This window comes from Sulfitobacter aestuariivivens, assembly GCF_014763045.1.
Taxonomy (GTDB): domain Bacteria; phylum Pseudomonadota; class Alphaproteobacteria; order Rhodobacterales; family Rhodobacteraceae; genus Sulfitobacter; species Sulfitobacter aestuariivivens.
Genome location: NZ_JACTAG010000002.1, coordinates 13,904 through 29,217, shown reverse-complemented (window position 1 = coordinate 29,217; position 15,314 = coordinate 13,904). Strand labels below are relative to the sequence as shown.

Annotated in this window: 17 protein-coding genes; 13 read left to right on the top strand and 4 right to left on the bottom strand. The window is 58.9% G+C overall.

Features of this window, described 5'->3' with window-relative positions:
• Window positions 1–9: 9 nt before the first annotated feature.
• From H9Q16_RS09830 to H9Q16_RS09815, 4 genes are read left to right on the top strand one after another with little or no spacing between them, the layout of a single operon-like run.
• Window positions 10–1,014 carry an ABC transporter ATP-binding protein gene (locus H9Q16_RS09830; protein ID WP_191075261.1) on the top strand — a complete coding sequence of 335 codons (1,005 nt, stop codon included), beginning with the start codon at window positions 10–12 and terminating at the stop codon, window positions 1,012–1,014.
• On the top strand, window positions 1,011–1,784 hold the full coding sequence (locus H9Q16_RS09825; RefSeq protein ID WP_191075260.1) for an L-iditol 2-dehydrogenase: 774 nt from the start codon (window positions 1,011–1,013) through the stop codon (window positions 1,782–1,784). Before H9Q16_RS09830 ends, H9Q16_RS09825 begins: the two co-directional genes overlap by 4 nt.
• On the top strand, window positions 1,784–3,277 hold the full coding sequence (locus tag H9Q16_RS09820) for a mannitol dehydrogenase family protein (protein ID WP_191075259.1): 1,494 nt from the start codon (window positions 1,784–1,786) through the stop codon (window positions 3,275–3,277). The genes H9Q16_RS09825 and H9Q16_RS09820 overlap by 1 nt, the downstream gene beginning before the upstream one ends.
• A 21-nt stretch (window positions 3,278–3,298) precedes the next feature.
• Window positions 3,299–4,231, top strand: a complete 933-nt coding sequence (locus tag H9Q16_RS09815) for a carbohydrate kinase family protein (protein ID WP_191075258.1) — start codon at window positions 3,299–3,301, stop codon at window positions 4,229–4,231.
• Between the two features lie 30 nt (window positions 4,232–4,261).
• Here the strand turns inward: H9Q16_RS09815 and fabA are convergent, their stop codons facing one another.
• A complete protein-coding gene (gene fabA / locus H9Q16_RS09810) occupies window positions 4,262–4,771 on the bottom strand; it encodes a bifunctional 3-hydroxydecanoyl-ACP dehydratase/trans-2-decenoyl-ACP isomerase (RefSeq protein WP_191075257.1) in 510 nt (169 codons plus the stop codon).
• A gap of 211 nt (window positions 4,772–4,982) precedes the next feature.
• Here fabA and irrA point away from each other — a divergent pair, with 211 nt between their 5' ends.
• Together irrA and H9Q16_RS09800 are read left to right on the top strand one after the other, a co-directional pair.
• Window positions 4,983–5,402, top strand: a complete 420-nt coding sequence (gene irrA, locus H9Q16_RS09805) for an iron response transcriptional regulator IrrA (RefSeq protein ID WP_191075256.1) — start codon at window positions 4,983–4,985, stop codon at window positions 5,400–5,402.
• Between the two features lie 12 nt (window positions 5,403–5,414).
• Complete coding sequence (locus H9Q16_RS09800) at window positions 5,415–6,209, top strand: phytanoyl-CoA dioxygenase family protein (protein ID WP_191075255.1); 795 nt, start codon at window positions 5,415–5,417, stop codon at window positions 6,207–6,209.
• A gap of 193 nt (window positions 6,210–6,402) precedes the next feature.
• On the opposite strand, the gene H9Q16_RS09795 is transcribed toward H9Q16_RS09800, so the two are convergent.
• From H9Q16_RS09795 to H9Q16_RS09785, 3 genes are all read right to left on the bottom strand, one after another.
• Window positions 6,403–6,783 carry a hypothetical protein gene (locus H9Q16_RS09795; protein WP_191075254.1) on the bottom strand — a complete coding sequence of 127 codons (381 nt, stop codon included), beginning with the start codon at window positions 6,781–6,783 and terminating at the stop codon, window positions 6,403–6,405.
• Between the two features lie 168 nt (window positions 6,784–6,951).
• Window positions 6,952–7,554 carry a tetratricopeptide repeat protein gene (locus H9Q16_RS09790; RefSeq protein WP_191075253.1) on the bottom strand — a complete coding sequence of 201 codons (603 nt, stop codon included), beginning with the start codon at window positions 7,552–7,554 and terminating at the stop codon, window positions 6,952–6,954.
• 206 nt (window positions 7,555–7,760) lie between these two features.
• Window positions 7,761–8,630 (bottom strand): hypothetical protein, encoded by an 870-nt coding sequence (locus H9Q16_RS09785; protein WP_191075252.1) that lies wholly within the window; start codon window positions 8,628–8,630, stop codon window positions 7,761–7,763.
• Between the two features lie 125 nt (window positions 8,631–8,755).
• Between H9Q16_RS09785 and miaB the strand changes: the two genes are divergently transcribed.
• The 7 genes from miaB (at window position 8,756) to lnt (ending at window position 15,298) form a co-directional block, all read left to right on the top strand.
• Window positions 8,756–10,060, top strand: a complete 1,305-nt coding sequence (miaB, locus tag H9Q16_RS09780) for a tRNA (N6-isopentenyl adenosine(37)-C2)-methylthiotransferase MiaB (protein WP_191075251.1) — start codon at window positions 8,756–8,758, stop codon at window positions 10,058–10,060.
• A 205-nt stretch (window positions 10,061–10,265) separates the two neighbouring features.
• A complete protein-coding gene (locus tag H9Q16_RS09775) occupies window positions 10,266–10,847 on the top strand; it encodes an OmpA family protein (protein WP_191075250.1) in 582 nt (193 codons plus the stop codon).
• Between the two features lie 15 nt (window positions 10,848–10,862).
• A complete protein-coding gene (locus tag H9Q16_RS09770) occupies window positions 10,863–11,177 on the top strand; it encodes a hypothetical protein (protein ID WP_191075249.1) in 315 nt (104 codons plus the stop codon).
• 158 nt (window positions 11,178–11,335) lie between these two features.
• Window positions 11,336–12,316: a PhoH family protein gene (locus tag H9Q16_RS09765; RefSeq protein WP_246455696.1), complete on the top strand. Its 981-nt coding sequence runs from the start codon at window positions 11,336–11,338 to the stop codon at window positions 12,314–12,316.
• Between the two features lie 68 nt (window positions 12,317–12,384).
• Complete coding sequence (ybeY, locus tag H9Q16_RS09760; protein ID WP_191075248.1) at window positions 12,385–12,876, top strand: rRNA maturation RNase YbeY; 492 nt, start codon at window positions 12,385–12,387, stop codon at window positions 12,874–12,876.
• Between the two features lie 44 nt (window positions 12,877–12,920).
• Window positions 12,921–13,814, top strand: coding sequence for a hemolysin family protein (locus H9Q16_RS09755; protein ID WP_191075247.1), 894 nt, complete (start codon window positions 12,921–12,923; stop codon window positions 13,812–13,814).
• Entirely contained in the window at window positions 13,811–15,298 is a 1,488-nt protein-coding gene (gene lnt / locus H9Q16_RS09750) for an apolipoprotein N-acyltransferase (RefSeq protein ID WP_191075246.1), read from the top strand. Before H9Q16_RS09755 ends, lnt begins: the two co-directional genes overlap by 4 nt.
• Window positions 15,299–15,314 lie beyond the last annotated feature (16 nt).

Genomic DNA, 15,314 nt, shown 5'->3' with positions numbered 1-15,314 from the left:
ACCTGACACATGGGACAAATTCAACTCAACCAGGTGACCAAGAGCTTTGGCGATGTGGAGGTCATTCCACCGCTGGACCTGACCATCCATGACGGCGAATTCACCGTCTTTGTCGGCCCCTCAGGCTGCGGCAAATCCACCCTTTTGCGGCTGATTGCCGGGCTTGAGGACATCACCACCGGCCATATCGAGATTGATGGCAAGGATGCAACCGCGCTTGTTCCCGCCAAACGCGGGCTGGCGATGGTGTTCCAATCCTACGCGCTTTATCCGCACATGTCGGTGCGCAAGAACATCGCCTTTCCGCTGCGCATGGCCAAGATGCCCCAGTCCGAAATCGATGCGCGCGTGGAAAACGCCGCCTCTGTGCTCAATCTCAAGGACTATCTGGATCGCCGTCCGGGGCAGCTTTCGGGTGGGCAGCGCCAGCGAGTGGCCATTGGCCGGGCGATTGTGCGTGAACCGGCGGCGTTTCTGTTTGACGAGCCGCTGTCAAACCTTGATGCCGCGCTGCGCGTGGGTATGCGCATGGAAATCTCGGAATTGCACAAAAAGCTTGAAACGACCATGATCTATGTGACCCACGATCAGGTCGAAGCAATGACTATGGCTGACAAGATCGTGGTCTTGCAGGCGGGTGTCATCGAACAGGTCGGCTCTCCGCTGGAGCTGTACCGCAGTCCGCGCAATACCTTTGTGGCGGGCTTTATCGGATCGCCCAAGATGAACCTGATCACGGGTCCGGAAGCAGCCAAGCACGATGCCGATACCATCGGCATCCGCCCGGAACACATTGATGTGGTTGAGAGCGGCGGAACGTGGGAAGGCACGGTTGGTGTGGCGGAACATTTGGGATCTGACACGTTCTTTCATATTCACAATACAGGCCTTGGTGAAACGATCACAGTCCGCGCCATCGGCGACGTCAGCCTCAAGCACGGGGATACGATCCACCTCACCCCTCGTGCGGACGAGATCCACCGCTTTGATGCGCAGGGCCTGCGCATCGCATGACGCGGCTGGCTGGCAAGACAGCGTTGATCACCGGTGCCGCCCGCGGCATCGGGCGCGCGTTTGCACAAGCCTACATTCGCGAAGGCGCGCAGGTCGTGATTGCAGATATAGACACCGCCCGGGCGACTGAAACCGCAAGTGCGCTGGGGGACAGTGCGCTGGCAGTGCAGATGGATGTGACGGACCAAAACAGCATTGATGCGGGGCTTGCACAGGCTGTCGGTCACTTTGGCCAGATCGACATCCTGATCAATAACGCGGCCTTGTTCACCGCAGCCCCGCTGGTTGAAATCTCGCGCGCTGAGTACGACCGCGTCTTTGATATCAACGTCTCGGGCACGCTATTTGTGATGCAGGCCGTTTCCCGCCACATGATCGATCGCGGCATTCGCGGCAAAATCATCAACATGGCCAGCCAGGCAGGGCGACGCGGTGAAGCGCTGGTTGCAGTCTATTGCGCAAGTAAGGCCGCCGTGATTTCCCTGACCCAATCGGCAGGTCTCAACCTGATTGAGCACGGCATCAACGTGAATGCCATAGCACCGGGTGTGGTGGACGGTGAGCATTGGGATGGCGTCGACGCCTTCTTTGCCAAGTACGAGGGCAAGGCCCCGGGTCAGAAGAAGAAAGAGGTCGGTGAGGCGGTGCCTTTCGGTCGCATGGCGCGGGCAGAAGATTTGACCGGTATGGCCGTGTTCCTTGCCTCGGCCGAGGCTGACTACATTGTCGCCCAGACTTATAACGTCGATGGCGGAAACTGGATGAGTTGATGAGCACCCAAGCTAAATCCGCAGCCCCTGTTGCCCTGTGCGATGCAACACTTGATCAGCTTCCAGCAACCGTTGCGCGACCGACCTATGACCGGGCCGCGCTTACGCCGGGGATCGTCCATGTGGGCCTGGGCAATTTTCACCGCGCCCATCAGGCGTGGTATCTTCATCGATTGATGCAGGATGGCCGGGCACAGGACTGGGCCATTATCGGCGCAGGCGTGCGGGCAGGCGATGCGGTGATGCGTGAAAAGCTTTTGGCGCAGGACTGCCTGACGACGCTCATCGAACTGGACCCGAAAAACAGCGCGGTCGAAGTGACCGGTGCCATGATCGACTTTTTGCCTGTTGAGGAAGACAACCGCGCGCTGATTGCCTGCATGACGGATCCGCGTATCCGTATCGTTGCGCTCACGGTGACCGAAGGGGGCTATTTCATTGCACCCGGTGACGGAGGGCTGGATTTCGACCACCCCGATATTCGCCACGATATCGCCCGGCCAGAGGCGCCTTCCACCGTTTTCGGCGCGATTGTTGCGGGGCTGAAGGCGCGGCGGAATGCCGGCAGCGGTCCTTTTACGGTGCAAAGCTGCGATAACCTGCAAGGAAATGGCGACATCACCCGTTCGGTGGTCGTATCGCTTGCGCGTGCTACTGATCCTGACTTAGCCGACTGGATCGACAAGCAAGGGGCGTTCCCCAATTCGATGGTCGATTGCATTGTCCCTGCGACCGGCGCGAAAGAGCTTGAAATGGTGCGCGGCTTTGGGATCGGCGATGCCGTACCGGTGACGCATGAGAATTTTCGCCAATGGGTGATCGAAGATCGGTTTTGCGCAGGTCGACCTGACTGGGATCTTGTCGGTGCCACGTTCACCAACGATGTACACGCGTATGAGGCGATGAAAATCCGCATCCTCAATGCGGGTCATCAGGTGCTGGCAAACGCGGGCGAGCTTTTGTCAATTGATACGATTGCTGGCTGCATGGCCGATGCCGATATTGCAGCCTTTTTTGACAAGGTGCAGCGCACAGAGATCGCGCCGCAGGTCGGGGCCGTACCGGGCATGATGCCCTTGTCGTACGTGGATTTGATTACCGACCGCTTTGCCAACCCCAGGATTCACGACACCACGCGCCGTGTTGCCTTTGACGGTTTGTCGCGCCACCGGGGTTTTGTGCATCCGATCATCCGGGATGCGTTGGCGGCGGGCCAATCGATCACCGGTCTGGCTTTGGTTGAGGCGCTGTGGGCACGTATGTGCGCAGGCACCCGCGAAGACGGCAGCATTATTGTGGAAAACGATCCCGCATGGGCTCGGCTGCAATCTGCCGCCCTTGCTGCGAAGGCCGATCCTGATGTCTGGCTGAAGGGCACGGAGGCCTATGGCGCTTTCGCTGCGGATCCGCGCTTTCGCGATGCCTTTGTGAATTCACTGTCGCAGGTATGGCAAAATGGCACGCGCGCCACTTTGCAGTCTTACGTCGCATGAGCAGGTAAGGGGGCAGTCGGCATGATCCTGTGTTGCGGCGAAGCGCTGATCGACATGCTGCCACGGCAAAGCGCGGCGGGCGAGGCGACGTTTGCACCGCATTCAGGCGGGGCGGTGTTCAACACGGCCATCGCCCTTGGGCGTCTGGACCAGCCAACCGGACTGCTGTCAGGGGTGTCCACTGACATGTTTGGTCAGCGACTGCAGCGCGATCTGGCAGAAAGCCGCGTCGACACTGCGCGATTGATCCTGTCGGACAGGCCCTGCACACTGGCATTTGTCGAACTGACTGCCGGCCAGGCGCGCTATTCATTTTATGATGAAAACACGGCGGGGCGCATGATTGCGCCAGCAGATGTGCCAGCGCTTGGTGACGAGATCACGGCGCTTTTTTTCGGTGGCATCAGCCTTGCCGTAGATCCCTGTGCTGAGACCTATGCGGGCCTTTTACACGATGAGGGCGTGGGCAGGGTTGTGATGATCGATCCCAACATCCGCCCGAGCTTTGTAAAGGATGAAGCACGGTACCGGGACCGTCTGACAGGGCTCATCGAACGCAGCAACATCCTTAAGATCTCAGATGAAGACCTGGACTGGCTGGTTGCCGGAAAGGGATCAAGCGCGGACAAAATTGACCAGTTGCGCAAGAACGGGCCAGACATGGTCATCCTCACCCGGGGCAGTGCCGGGGCAGTGGCCGTTCTGGCAGATGGCACTCAGGTAACGGTGCCGGCGCAGAAGGCCGCAGTCGTAGATACCGTCGGCGCCGGTGATACCTTCAACGCGGGAATTCTGGCGTCGCTGGCCGATCAGGATCTGTTGAACATTGAAAGTATCCAAGGGCTTACGTCAGAGGCCGCCACGCAAGCCCTGCAGTTTGCTGCAAAGGTGGCTGCGGTTACGGTGTCACGCGCAGGCGCAAATCCGCCCTGGGCGCATGAGCTGACAGACTAAGCCGCCGCCCTCAGCGGGCGGTCGCACTGATCAACTTTCGCTCAGCGCCACTTTCATGCCCGTGATCTCATAGATGACCTCGCCATCCGCCTCGACCACGGCGTCGGCAATACCCATGGTCAAACGTCGCGTCTGCACGGCTTTGGTAAAATCGATCCGGTAGGTCAGCATCTTGCGGTCAGGGCGCACCATGCCCTTAAGCTTGACCTCGCCCACACCCAGCGCATAGCCGCGCCCGGTCCAGCCGCGCCAGCCAAGGTTGAAGCCGGTCAATTGCCAGCAGCCGTCCAGACCCAGGCATCCGGGCATAATTGGATTGCCGGGAAAGTGACAGTCGAAGAACCACAGGTCGGGCGTGATATCAAATTCGGCCACGACGTGGCCTTTGCCATGCGCGCCACCATCTTCCGATATGTCGGTGATCCGATCCATCATCAGCATTGGCGGTTCTGGCAGTTGCGCGTTGCCGGGGCCGAAAAGTTCACCGCGCGCGCATTTCAGCAGCCCTTCTTTGTCGAAACTGGTGGGGTAATCGGCCATGGTATCGGCTCTCCTGCTCGGGCTTTTGGCTTGAATCGGTCTAACACCGCCCGCGCCGCCGCTGCAAGGGCGCGCTTTGACATCCGTGTTTGGCGCCCGTCCCGTCGCGCAATCGCCAAATCATGCAGTATGATGCCACACCCCATCGGGGTTTTGCGATTGAAAAACCTGCTATGCTTACAGTATATATGATGAAACAAGGGACTCTTCGATGACCACGATGCATGCAGAAAACGGCACCAGGTGGCTGGCGCAAGCCGGTCTGAGGCCCACGCGCCAGCGTGTGACGCTTGCCAGCTTGTTGGTCGGCGACGGTCAGCATCGTCATGTCACAGCTGAAAGCCTGTTCGACGCCGCCAAGGGGCACGGCGAAGCGGTATCGCTTGCGACCGTTTACAACACGTTGCGCGCCTTTTGCGATGCCGGATTGTTGCAGGAAGTGACGGTTGATGGTTCCAAAAGCTATTTTGACACCAATACCCATGACCACCCGCATTTCTACTGGGAAGAAGAAGGACGACTGACCGACGCGCCCTCGGATCAGCTGGTCATCAGCCATCTGCCAGATGCGCCCTCCGGGGCCGAGATCGCGAGCGTGGATGTGGTCATCCGCCTGCGCCGTCGGGACTAGGCCACCAGGGCCATGCCACATCCGTTCATCACCCAAGATCAAGTCGACACGTATCAGCGCGATGGGGTTGTTCTGATCAAGGGTCTGTTTGCCGATCACGTTGAAACCCTGCGCGCAGGGGTTGCCCGCAACATGAGCGAACCGGGCCCTTACGCCTCCAACAACGACAAACCGGAGGAGACGGGGCGGTTTTTTGACGACTACTGCAACTGGCAACGCATTCCGGAGTTCGAAGAGGTGATAAATGCATCTCCCGTTGCGGAAGTGGGGGCGACGTTGATGCAAAGCCGCACGGCCCAGCTTTTCCACGATCACGTTCTGGTCAAGGAGCCGGGTACGTCGATGGCCACACCGTGGCATCAAGATGGGCCTTACTATTTTGTCGAAGGCCGTCAGACGGTCAGCTTCTGGTCGCCGCTTGATCCTGTCACCGATGCCACGCTGCGCTGTGTGGCGGGTTCGCACAAATGGGAAAAGCCGGTGCTGCCCACGCGCTGGGCCAAGGGCGACGCCTTTTTCGACCCCGCCCCTTATATGCCTGTGCCTGATCCGGACGCTGAAGCGATGGATGTTCGAGAGTGGCAGATGGAACCGGGCGACGCGGTCGCTTTCAACTATGGCATCCTGCACGGTGCGCGTGGGAACACGGCAAACGCGAGACGCCGGGCGTTCTCATTGCGGTTGGTGGGCGATGATGCGCGCTATGTCGAACGCCCTGGTCCCACCTCGCCGCCTTTTCCGGGCCATGGGATGAAGGCCGGGGACCGGTTGCGCGAGGATTGGTTTCCGGTGATCTGGCCAGGCTGAGACCGACGCGTCGTTGGCAAGGCCTTACCAGCAAGATAACCGAAACGACGCATACTGGCCTGCTGACTCGGCAGCATCTGGAAACGGATGCGCCAATGACCCGCGACGCTCACAAATTTTACCTCAGGATCACCGGGTTTTTATTCGGCGGGCGCGGACCGGTATGCTGGCATGACGGACTGCAGAATGGCGGCTATCGAACCGGGCCAATGTCTGCCTTGAACGTGCCTGCGATGTTCAGCACGTTTTCGGGATCCTTCTTTCTTTTCATTACTTCAGTGAAAACGAGATCGGCCTGGAATGTACCTTCGACCATCAGGCGATCGCCGGATGTCTCTGCCGCGGTCAGTGTAACATCAGCGCCGTCCTCCTGCTTGGCCAGATGCGCCTTTGTCATTCCCTGAGACAGGTAGATCACTTCGGGGTTCATTACGTTCAGGGTGCCATTGGTGTTTGTCACCGCAAACTGGATCATCAAGGCTTCTTTGGTGGACATGGTCGTATTCTCAACGGTGTGTCCGAACAAGCTGACCGTCATCTGATAGCCGTAGTCTTTCCAATCGCTTTGGCTCATTTGCGGAGATTCCGTGATGTACCAGGTCCTGTCTTGACCGTCTAAAGTGGCGGTGATTGTGCCAGTCACCTGTTGGGCGATGGCCGCGGCCGGTGCGATGAGAATTGCGAATGAAAGCAGTAGGGCGCGCAATGGGTTTCTCCTTATTTAGTATTTGAAATATAGTGATTATTCACAGGCGGTATATCCCGATTGAATGCAGGTCGCGGCCATTTCGATAGCGGCGCCGATCTCTGATCTGTCCATCGAACGCTCAAGTCTTTTGACCAGAACGGAGGTCGTTTTGTGACCATTTTCCTTTGCTGCCGCGATCCACATGCGTGCCGCTTTGGGGTTCTTTTCAATGCGGTTGCTGAATGCATACTTTAATCCCAACGTGCTTTGCGCCTGTGCGAACCCAAGCTGTGCTGCCCGTCTGTACCAAGCGATCGAGATCCTTTCCGCAGCTACCGCATCTGCACTGGTATCGGTCCCTTCAATCCCATCCAGAACAAGGCTTCCCAGTTCAAACATTGCGAGCGGGCTTTCCTGTGCGGCGGCAGCTTCGTACCAGCGAATGGCCTCCTGAACATCCTTCTCGACGTTCAGACCGTATTGATAGGCCTGAGCCACTTTGAGCTGGGCCTGCAGGTCCCCCGATGCGGCGGCTTCTATCTGAGCATCCAGCGCGTTTTGGGCAGCGGCGGGTGCTTGGTGAATAAGCAGGAGCGCCGCGCAGACCATGCTGATCTGAATGGAGAAGACGCGGCAAAGGTTTCTGAATGCTTTCATCGCACCTGTTGCTCCGGTTAGGTTTCGACCATTTTGATGAGGGCAATTGTATTCCACTCGAGTAAATCGTGCAATTCAGGCGCCAAGATGCGTCAGGTCGGCATGATCGCCACGCGTACTTTGCCCGTTTTAACACTGGGCGGGATTCGGGATTTCGCGCTATCTGTCGTCAGTCAATGACTGGCATGTGCCGCAGCATCAGTGGGCTAGAACCATTGCCCCGGTTCCATCAATCCCAGATCCAGCAACTGGCGCGAGTGCCATTCAAAAGGCGCGGAGTTGTGCCATTTGAAGGTTTGGATGTCAAAAGTGCTGCCGGGGTTCGATTTGAGCGCTTTGGCTGTGCGAAACGAACAGATCGACAGCGTGATGTTGTGATGCCACGGACATGCGTATGTATTGTATTCCTCATCCGAAAATGTGTGGTCCTCGCGCAGGCGCAGGCCCTTTTTGGCCCGAAACAATGGGATGCGGTCGATCTTGCGTTTGTCGGCAGGCACGTGTTCTTCGTAGCGCCAGCGCAGCCCGCCGAAGAAATCCAGCTGGCGTTCCTTGGGGTGGCCGTGGTGCGCAATATCCTTGCGCGCCAATGCATAATAGCCCGAACGATCCAGACAGGCAGTGTCAAGCGATACGGCGTTTGGTGACGCATCAAGATCATCTGCATAGAGGTCGACCACATAAGCCAGCAGCGCATCGCGTCGTTCCTGACTGTGAAAATCCAGCAGTTCGACGATGTTGCGCGTCTCGCAAAATGGGTGAAACAGGTACTCAGCGTTGTAGCAATAATAGAGCCATTGACCCTGGCAGGCCTCTATCATCGTGTTGACAGCCTGCTGTGTCGCGTTGTCTGCGTGCACGTCGTAGTCGACCCGCATGACGCTTTCCTGCAAATCGCGGGCCAGTTCAAATTCTGGCGACATCAGCGCCAGCACCTGCGAAAAACCGGCCTGCTGATGGTGGCGCAAGGTGGTATCGACCTCGACATCATCTTCGACCAGCACGATGGCCACCGGCCCTTTGAAAAGTGCTTCGCGCTGCTCTTTGATCAGATGATCCAGACTATTGAAGTGCATGGTCGCTCTCTGTCCGCATTCTGCTCGGGAAGTTTGCAGCAGAATCGGTTAAAGCAGCGTGCATTGCAAGCAGTGCCGCACGCTGCTAGAGCACGGCCCTGCCAGCAGCATCCGGAACCCGACCAATGACCGCCCCCAAAAAGCTCTTTATCAAGACCTATGGCTGCCAGATGAACGTCTATGACAGCGAACGCATGGCCGAAGCGCTTGGCGGGCAGGGATATGTGGAAACCACCACGCCGGATGACGCGGATATGATCCTGCTCAACACCTGCCATATCCGCGAAAAGGCGGCTGAAAAGGTTTATTCCGAATTGGGACGTCTCAAGCCATTGAAAGAGGTCAATCCAGACCTCAAGATTGGCGTCGCAGGCTGTGTCGCACAGGCGGAAGGCGAAGAAATCATGCGCCGCCAACCTGCCGTCGATCTGGTTGTCGGTCCGCAGGCCTACCACCGCCTGCCGGAAATGGAGACGCGGGTGCGCAGTGGCAAACCAGCGCTCGACACCGATTTTCCCGAGGAAGACAAGTTCGATCATCTGAAATCACGGCCCAAAGCGAAACGCGCGCCTGCGGCGTTTCTTACAGTGCAGGAGGGGTGTGACAAGTTCTGTGCGTTTTGCGTCGTGCCCTATACGCGCGGGGCGGAAGTCTCGCGCCCGGCAGAGAAAGTGCTGGCAGAAGCCCGTGATCTGGTCGAACGCGGCGTGCGTGAGGTCACTTTATTGGGCCAGAACGTGAATGCCTATCACGGCGGCATGTCCCTGGCCGAGCTGATCCGTGCTCTTGCAACGGTCGATGGGCTGGAACGCATTCGATATACAACGAGTCATCCAAATGACATGGATGACGACCTGATCGCCGCGCACGGCGAGGTCGACAAGCTGATGCCGTATCTGCATCTGCCGGTTCAGTCCGGCTCTGACCGCATTCTCAAGCGCATGAATCGCAGCCACACGGCGGAAAGCTATCTGCGCCTGATCGAACGCATCCGTGCCGCGCGCCCTGATATTGTGATGTCGGGCGACTTTATTGTCGGCTTTCCCGAAGAAACTGACGCGGATTTCGAGGCGACGATGGAGCTCGTCCGGCAGGTCAAATACGGCTACGCCTATTCCTTCAAGTATTCTGCACGCCCAGGAACCCCGGCCGCCGAACGCCCTGAGGTCGCTCCCGCGGTCGCAGACGATCGGCTGCGTCAGCTGCAGGCGCTGATTACCACACACCAACGTCAGATCCAGAACAGCATGGTAGGGCGTGATGTCAGCGTGCTGGTTGAAAAGCCCGGGCGCAAGGAGGGGCAGATGCTGGGCAAGTCGGAGTATCTGCACGCAGTCCACATCGATGATGCAAAAGCACAGGTGGGTGAAATCGCCCGCGTGAGAATCGTTGATGCCAAAACCAATTCTCTGACTGCGCGCCACCTTTGACCGCTACTCAGTTGACGAGATGCCCATAAATTGCGGTTGGCATCGTCGGTACTGCCATATTTGGTGCTAATTCCTGCGTTTTGACGCCGATTGGCGGCATTCGAGCTTCACAGCCCCGCAAATCTTTTCTAACCTCAAATCACTGCAAGGCCGCCCGTGTTCAAAAAACATGACGGCCTGTTCGAGGGGGAAAGGTATCAAGGATATGACAGTAGCAAACACGTTCTCCAAGTGGGTGCGGGGGCTCGCGGCGTTGGTAGTTGTCGCGGGACTAAGCCTTCAGGGACCCGCTGCCAGCGCGCAGACGAAATCGCAACAGGGCAAGGACAAAGGCGTGTACACCCCCACTATCTGGGTAGACCCGGATGGCTGCGAACACTGGGTCATGGACGATGGTGCAGAGGGCTATATGACCCCGCATGTCAACCGTCAGGGGATCCCGGTCTGCCGCAGGGGCAATATCTGCGGCACGATGCAGTCCGACCAGTTTTTTGCAACAGACAGCGCCCGGATCAGCCAGGCAGGAAAGGCGCGTCTAAGCCGATTTTTCGCAGAAAACAGGGCGGTATCCTACATTGTTACAGGGCACACCGACAGCCGCGCCTCTGACGCCTACAACATGCGTCTGAGCTTTCGCCGCGCCAACGCCGTAGCGAAAGTGGCAGCAGCCAGTGGTGCCCGCGTCAGCGATGTCCGCGGGTATGGTGAACGCAAGCCTGCGGCCTCGAACGCCACGCGGGCCGGCATGGCCAAGAACCGTCGCGTCGAAATCATCTGCATTCGCTAAAAGGACGGACTTTTGATGAAAACGAACTTTCTGCTGATCACCGTCTGCGCATTTGGCCTGAGCGCCTGCTCTGACTACGAAGGTTTCGGCGGACACCCGTCGGACAAGACCGTGGACCGTGGCATTGACAGCAAGCACCTGAGCCAGCTTCAGGCCGGGATCTGGGTCGATCCCAATGGCTGCGACCATTGGATCATTGATGATGGTGTCGAGGGGTACCTCTCGGCGCGTCTGGACAGACATGGCAAGCCGGTGTGCTCAGGCGTGGCGCCGCCCACGCATACAGTTGGCGACTTTAAGGGCGGTTCAAACATCTCGGACCCGAATTGATCTTGCTGCATTTTCACTACAGCGATGGGGTCGGTGCGGACAGCGTGTCGGCCCCCTTGCATTCGTGCCTTTCATCTCCCCGCGCCATTGCCTATCTCTTACCCATGCCCTCGTAAACGGAGCCGCCCTTGTCGCCCACTGACCAGATGACTGCCACCATGCCACCCCAGACGGAGACCGTGCTGGAATTTCCTGACAACCGCCTGCTGATCGACCTCTGCGGTGCCTACGACGCCCATTTGGCAAGCATCGAGAAGGCACTTGAGGTACAGATCGTCCGGCGTGGTAATCAGCTTAGCGTGTTGGGCGACACAGGTGCTGTCAGTCAGGCTGCAAGCGTCCTGAATACGGCCTATGCCCGCCTTGAGGGGGGGCGGACAGTAGAACAGGCCGAAATCGACAGCCTGTTGCGCATGGGCGATACCGAAGTCGGCACCGGCTCGCGGCAGGGCGACCAGATCGAAATGCCGATCGGTGAGGCGATCGAAATCCAGACCCGGAAAAAACGGGTTGAGCCGCGCACAGCGGCTCAGAAGGCGTATGTGCAATCGCTTTTCGACAATGAGCTGGCGTTTGGCATTGGCCCTGCTGGCACGGGCAAGACCTATCTCGCGGTGGCCGTGGGCGTGAGCATGTTCATCGGTGGCCATGTGGACCGCATCATCCTCAGCCGCCCGGCGGTGGAGGCGGGCGAAAAGCTGGGCTATCTGCCCGGTGACATGAAGGACAAGGTCGATCCTTATATGCAGCCGCTCTATGACGCGCTGAATGACTTTCTGCCGGGCAAGCAATTGGCAAAACTGATCGAGGAAAAGAAGATCGAGATCGCGCCGCTGGCGTTCATGCGGGGCCGGACCCTGTCCAATGCTTTTGTGGTTCTTGACGAGGCGCAAAACGCCACGACGATGCAGATGAAGATGTTTCTCACACGTCTGGGTGAAGGCAGCCGCATGGTGATCACCGGTGACCGCACCCAGATCGATCTGCCGCGCGGGCAGGCGTCGGGCCTGCAGGATGCGGAACGGCTGCTCACTGCCATCCCGAAGATCAGCTTCAATTATTTCACCTCCAAGGATGTCGTGCGTCACCCGTTGGTCGCCGCCATCATCGAGGCCTACGAGGCGGACGCCGAAGCCTGATCGGCGGTTTCGTTCACCCTTTTGAAAATACCTCGGGGGTCCGGGGGCAGCGCCCCCGAAGTCATACCATGGATACACTCGACATCGTCATCGAAGAGGACAGGTGGCACAGCCTGATACCGCTTTTTGTCCCCTCTGTTGAGCAAACCTTGATCCACGCGGGTCTACGGCCCAATACCTGCGAGCTTTCCATCCTCGCCTGCGACGATCTGCGTATCGCGGCCCTCAACACGCAGTTTCGTGACAAGCCGACGCCGACAAACGTGCTGAGCTGGCCAGCAGAAGAACGCGCGCCCACACGCCGCGGCACTGTGCCGGCCCTGCCCGAACCAGGCCCCGACGGGCAGATCGAACTGGGCGATATCGCGATCAGCTTTGACACCTGCACCGCCGAAGCTGCTGCCGCCGGCAAGCCAATCTCCGCTCATGTGACCCATTTGATCGTCCACGGGGTCTTGCACTTGTTGGGATATGATCACATTGACGACGCCGACGCCGCCTTGATGGAAGGGCGTGAGGTTGAAATACTTGGCAAACTGGGCCTTGATGACCCATATTAGTACCTAGCGGCACAAAGGGCCGCGCAACCAGAAGTCAGGACCCGATGGGCGAACAAGAAGGATCCTCTAGCGCAGTGCGTGGCGCACAGGCAGAGGACACAGAGACACCAATCGAAGAAGCAACCCAAGGCGGCGGCTTCTTTTCCCGGGTGATCGGGGCACTGAGCCCCTCCGACAGCGACGCAGACCCCGACACGGGCGCAGATGCGCCGGAACGCAGGGCGACCCACGGCATGATCAATCTGCGCCGGATGCGGGTCGATGATGTGGCGATCCCGAAGGCGGATATCACCGCCGTCCCCGTCACGTCTACGATGGAGGAACTGGTCGCGGTTTTCAAAGACAGCGGTCTGACCCGACTGCCGGTCTATGATGGCACGCTAGACACACCGGTAGGTCTCGCGCACCTCAAGGACCTCGCCCTGAACCATGGCTTCAACGGCAAGAGCAAGGCCTTTGATTTGCAAGCGATGCTGCGGCCGCTGCTGTTTGTGCCGCCGTCAATGACGATTGGTGTGCTGCTGACAAAGATGCAGGCCGAACGGCGACACATGGCGCTTGTAATCGACGAATACGGCGGGGTTGACGGGCTGGTAACCATCGAGGACCTCATTGAGCAGGTCATCGGCGAAATCGAGGACGAACACGACGTCGATGAAGGCCAGTTCTGGACACAGGAAAAGCCGGGCACCTATCTGGCACTCGCGAAAACCCCCCTTGATGACTTCGAGGCCGAAATCGGCCTGTCGCTGACCGACCACGATGAAATTGATCAAGAAGAGATCGATACGCTTGGTGGCCTGGTGGCGATGATTTCGGGCCGCGTTCCGGCGCGTGGAGAAGTTGTGGTCCACCCGGAGGGTCCAGAGTTCGAAGTGATCGACGCAGATCCCCGCCGCATCAAACGTCTGCGGGTGCGAACCGGAACCAACGGATGATATTTCGCCTTCGGCTGGTGCTGGCAGCTCTCGCCGGGGCGCTCGCCGCTTTTGGTCAGGAACCCTATGGGTGGCCGCTCTTGATGGTTGCGGGCATGGCTGGCGTGATCTTTCTGTGGCATTCAAAGGATACCCCCCTTCGCGCGGCCCTTATGGGGTGGGCGTTCGGGACCGGATATTTCATCCACGCGCTGCAATGGATCGTCTCACCGTTTCTGGTGGATGTCGCCCGTCACGGATGGATGGCGCCTTTTGCATTGCTCTTCATGGGGGCGGGGCTGGCTCTTTTTTGGGGTGCTGCCTTTTGGAGTGCACGCAAGCTTTCGCCGCGCCCGTGGCCTCTTATCGTGACATGGAGTGCCGCTGAACTGCTGCGCGCCTATGTTTTCACCGGTTTTCCCTGGGCGATGCCTGCCCAGTCAACGGTGGATGTTCTTGCCGGTCAGGCGCTGGCGCATTTTGGTCCCTATGCCATCAATCTGTGGCTGATATCGGTTTGCGTTGTGCTGATATGGGGTTTGCGCGCGCGCCGCTCCGGTCAGATCGCGGCGGGCGTGGCGGGCTTTGGTGCGCTGTTTGCATTGATCCTGCCGCCTGGCTTGCCAGCGCAGGCCGGACTGGACATGCCGGTGATCCGCCTGATCCAACCCAACGCCGCCCAGCACGAAAAATGGAATCCTGAGAAGATCCCGGTCTTCTATGACCGCCAGCTGCAACTTACCAGTGCCGCGCCATTGGGCGACAGACCGCCGCCCGATCTGATCCTGTGGTCTGAAACCGCAATCCCATGGGCCATTGACCTTGCCGGTTCAGCGTTGGAGGAAATTGCGCGGGCGGGCGGTGATGCGACCGTGGCGCTGGGCGCTCAGCGGCGCACTGAGACACGCTATTTCAACTCGATGGTAACGCTGGATGGGCAGGGGGGCGTGAAGCAGGCCTATGACAAGCATCACCTTGTCCCCTTTGGCGAATACATGCCCCTGGGCGATCTGCTTGCCCGGATCGGCATCTTTGGCCTTGCCGCGCAACACGGTAACGGCTATTCCAGCGGACCGGGTGCGATGCTGTTGGATTTTGGCGTCTTAGGCAAAGCGCTGCCTCTTATCTGCTACGAAGCTGTATTTCCCCACGATGTGAATGCAGCACCCGAGCGCCCAGATTTCCTGATCCAGATCACCAATGACGCATGGTTCGGGCGCGGTGCGGGGCCTCGGCAACATCTGGCGCAAGCCCGGATGCGCGCCATCGAACAGGGTCTGCCGCTGGCCCGCGCCGCCAATACCGGCATTTCCGCGATGATCGACCCCTATGGGCGGGTCACCGCCGCTATACCGCTGAACCAGGCGGGATTTGTTGACGCGCCGTTGCCCTCGCCATTGCGGGCCACGCTTTACAGCCGGACAGGGGATTTGCCTTTTGCGTTGCTTTTGGTGTTACTGTTGGCCGCTGCTGCAGTGCGAAAAGGCCGCCGCAATAGTGATTGACCCTAACCCAACACGG

Bases quoted from the DNA above. Each gene is read 5' to 3' on its own strand.
- ybeY (WP_191075248.1), top strand. From the start codon at position 12,385: ATGGATACACTCGACATCGTCATCGAAGAGGACAGGTGGCACAGCCTG.
- H9Q16_RS09820 (WP_191075259.1), top strand. From the start codon at position 1,784: ATGAGCACCCAAGCTAAATCCGCAGCCCCTGTTGCCCTGTGCGATGCA.
- H9Q16_RS09815 (WP_191075258.1), top strand. From the start codon at position 3,299: ATGATCCTGTGTTGCGGCGAAGCGCTGATCGACATGCTGCCACGGCAA.
- H9Q16_RS09785 (WP_191075252.1), bottom strand. From the start codon at position 8,630: ATGCACTTCAATAGTCTGGATCATCTGATCAAAGAGCAGCGCGAAGCA.
- irrA (WP_191075256.1), top strand. From the start codon at position 4,983: ATGACCACGATGCATGCAGAAAACGGCACCAGGTGGCTGGCGCAAGCC.
- H9Q16_RS09775 (WP_191075250.1), top strand. From the start codon at position 10,266: ATGACAGTAGCAAACACGTTCTCCAAGTGGGTGCGGGGGCTCGCGGCG.
- H9Q16_RS09800 (WP_191075255.1), top strand. From the start codon at position 5,415: ATGCCACATCCGTTCATCACCCAAGATCAAGTCGACACGTATCAGCGC.
- fabA (WP_191075257.1), bottom strand. From the start codon at position 4,771: ATGGCCGATTACCCCACCAGTTTCGACAAAGAAGGGCTGCTGAAATGC.
- H9Q16_RS09830 (WP_191075261.1), top strand. From the start codon at position 10: ATGGGACAAATTCAACTCAACCAGGTGACCAAGAGCTTTGGCGATGTG.
- H9Q16_RS09795 (WP_191075254.1), bottom strand. From the start codon at position 6,783: ATGAGCCAAAGCGATTGGAAAGACTACGGCTATCAGATGACGGTCAGC.
- lnt (WP_191075246.1), top strand. From the start codon at position 13,811: ATGATATTTCGCCTTCGGCTGGTGCTGGCAGCTCTCGCCGGGGCGCTC.
- H9Q16_RS09770 (WP_191075249.1), top strand. From the start codon at position 10,863: ATGAAAACGAACTTTCTGCTGATCACCGTCTGCGCATTTGGCCTGAGC.
- H9Q16_RS09755 (WP_191075247.1), top strand. From the start codon at position 12,921: ATGGGCGAACAAGAAGGATCCTCTAGCGCAGTGCGTGGCGCACAGGCA.
- H9Q16_RS09825 (WP_191075260.1), top strand. From the start codon at position 1,011: ATGACGCGGCTGGCTGGCAAGACAGCGTTGATCACCGGTGCCGCCCGC.
- H9Q16_RS09765 (WP_246455696.1), top strand. From the start codon at position 11,336: ATGCCACCCCAGACGGAGACCGTGCTGGAATTTCCTGACAACCGCCTG.
- miaB (WP_191075251.1), top strand. From the start codon at position 8,756: ATGACCGCCCCCAAAAAGCTCTTTATCAAGACCTATGGCTGCCAGATG.
- H9Q16_RS09790 (WP_191075253.1), bottom strand. From the start codon at position 7,554: ATGAAAGCATTCAGAAACCTTTGCCGCGTCTTCTCCATTCAGATCAGC.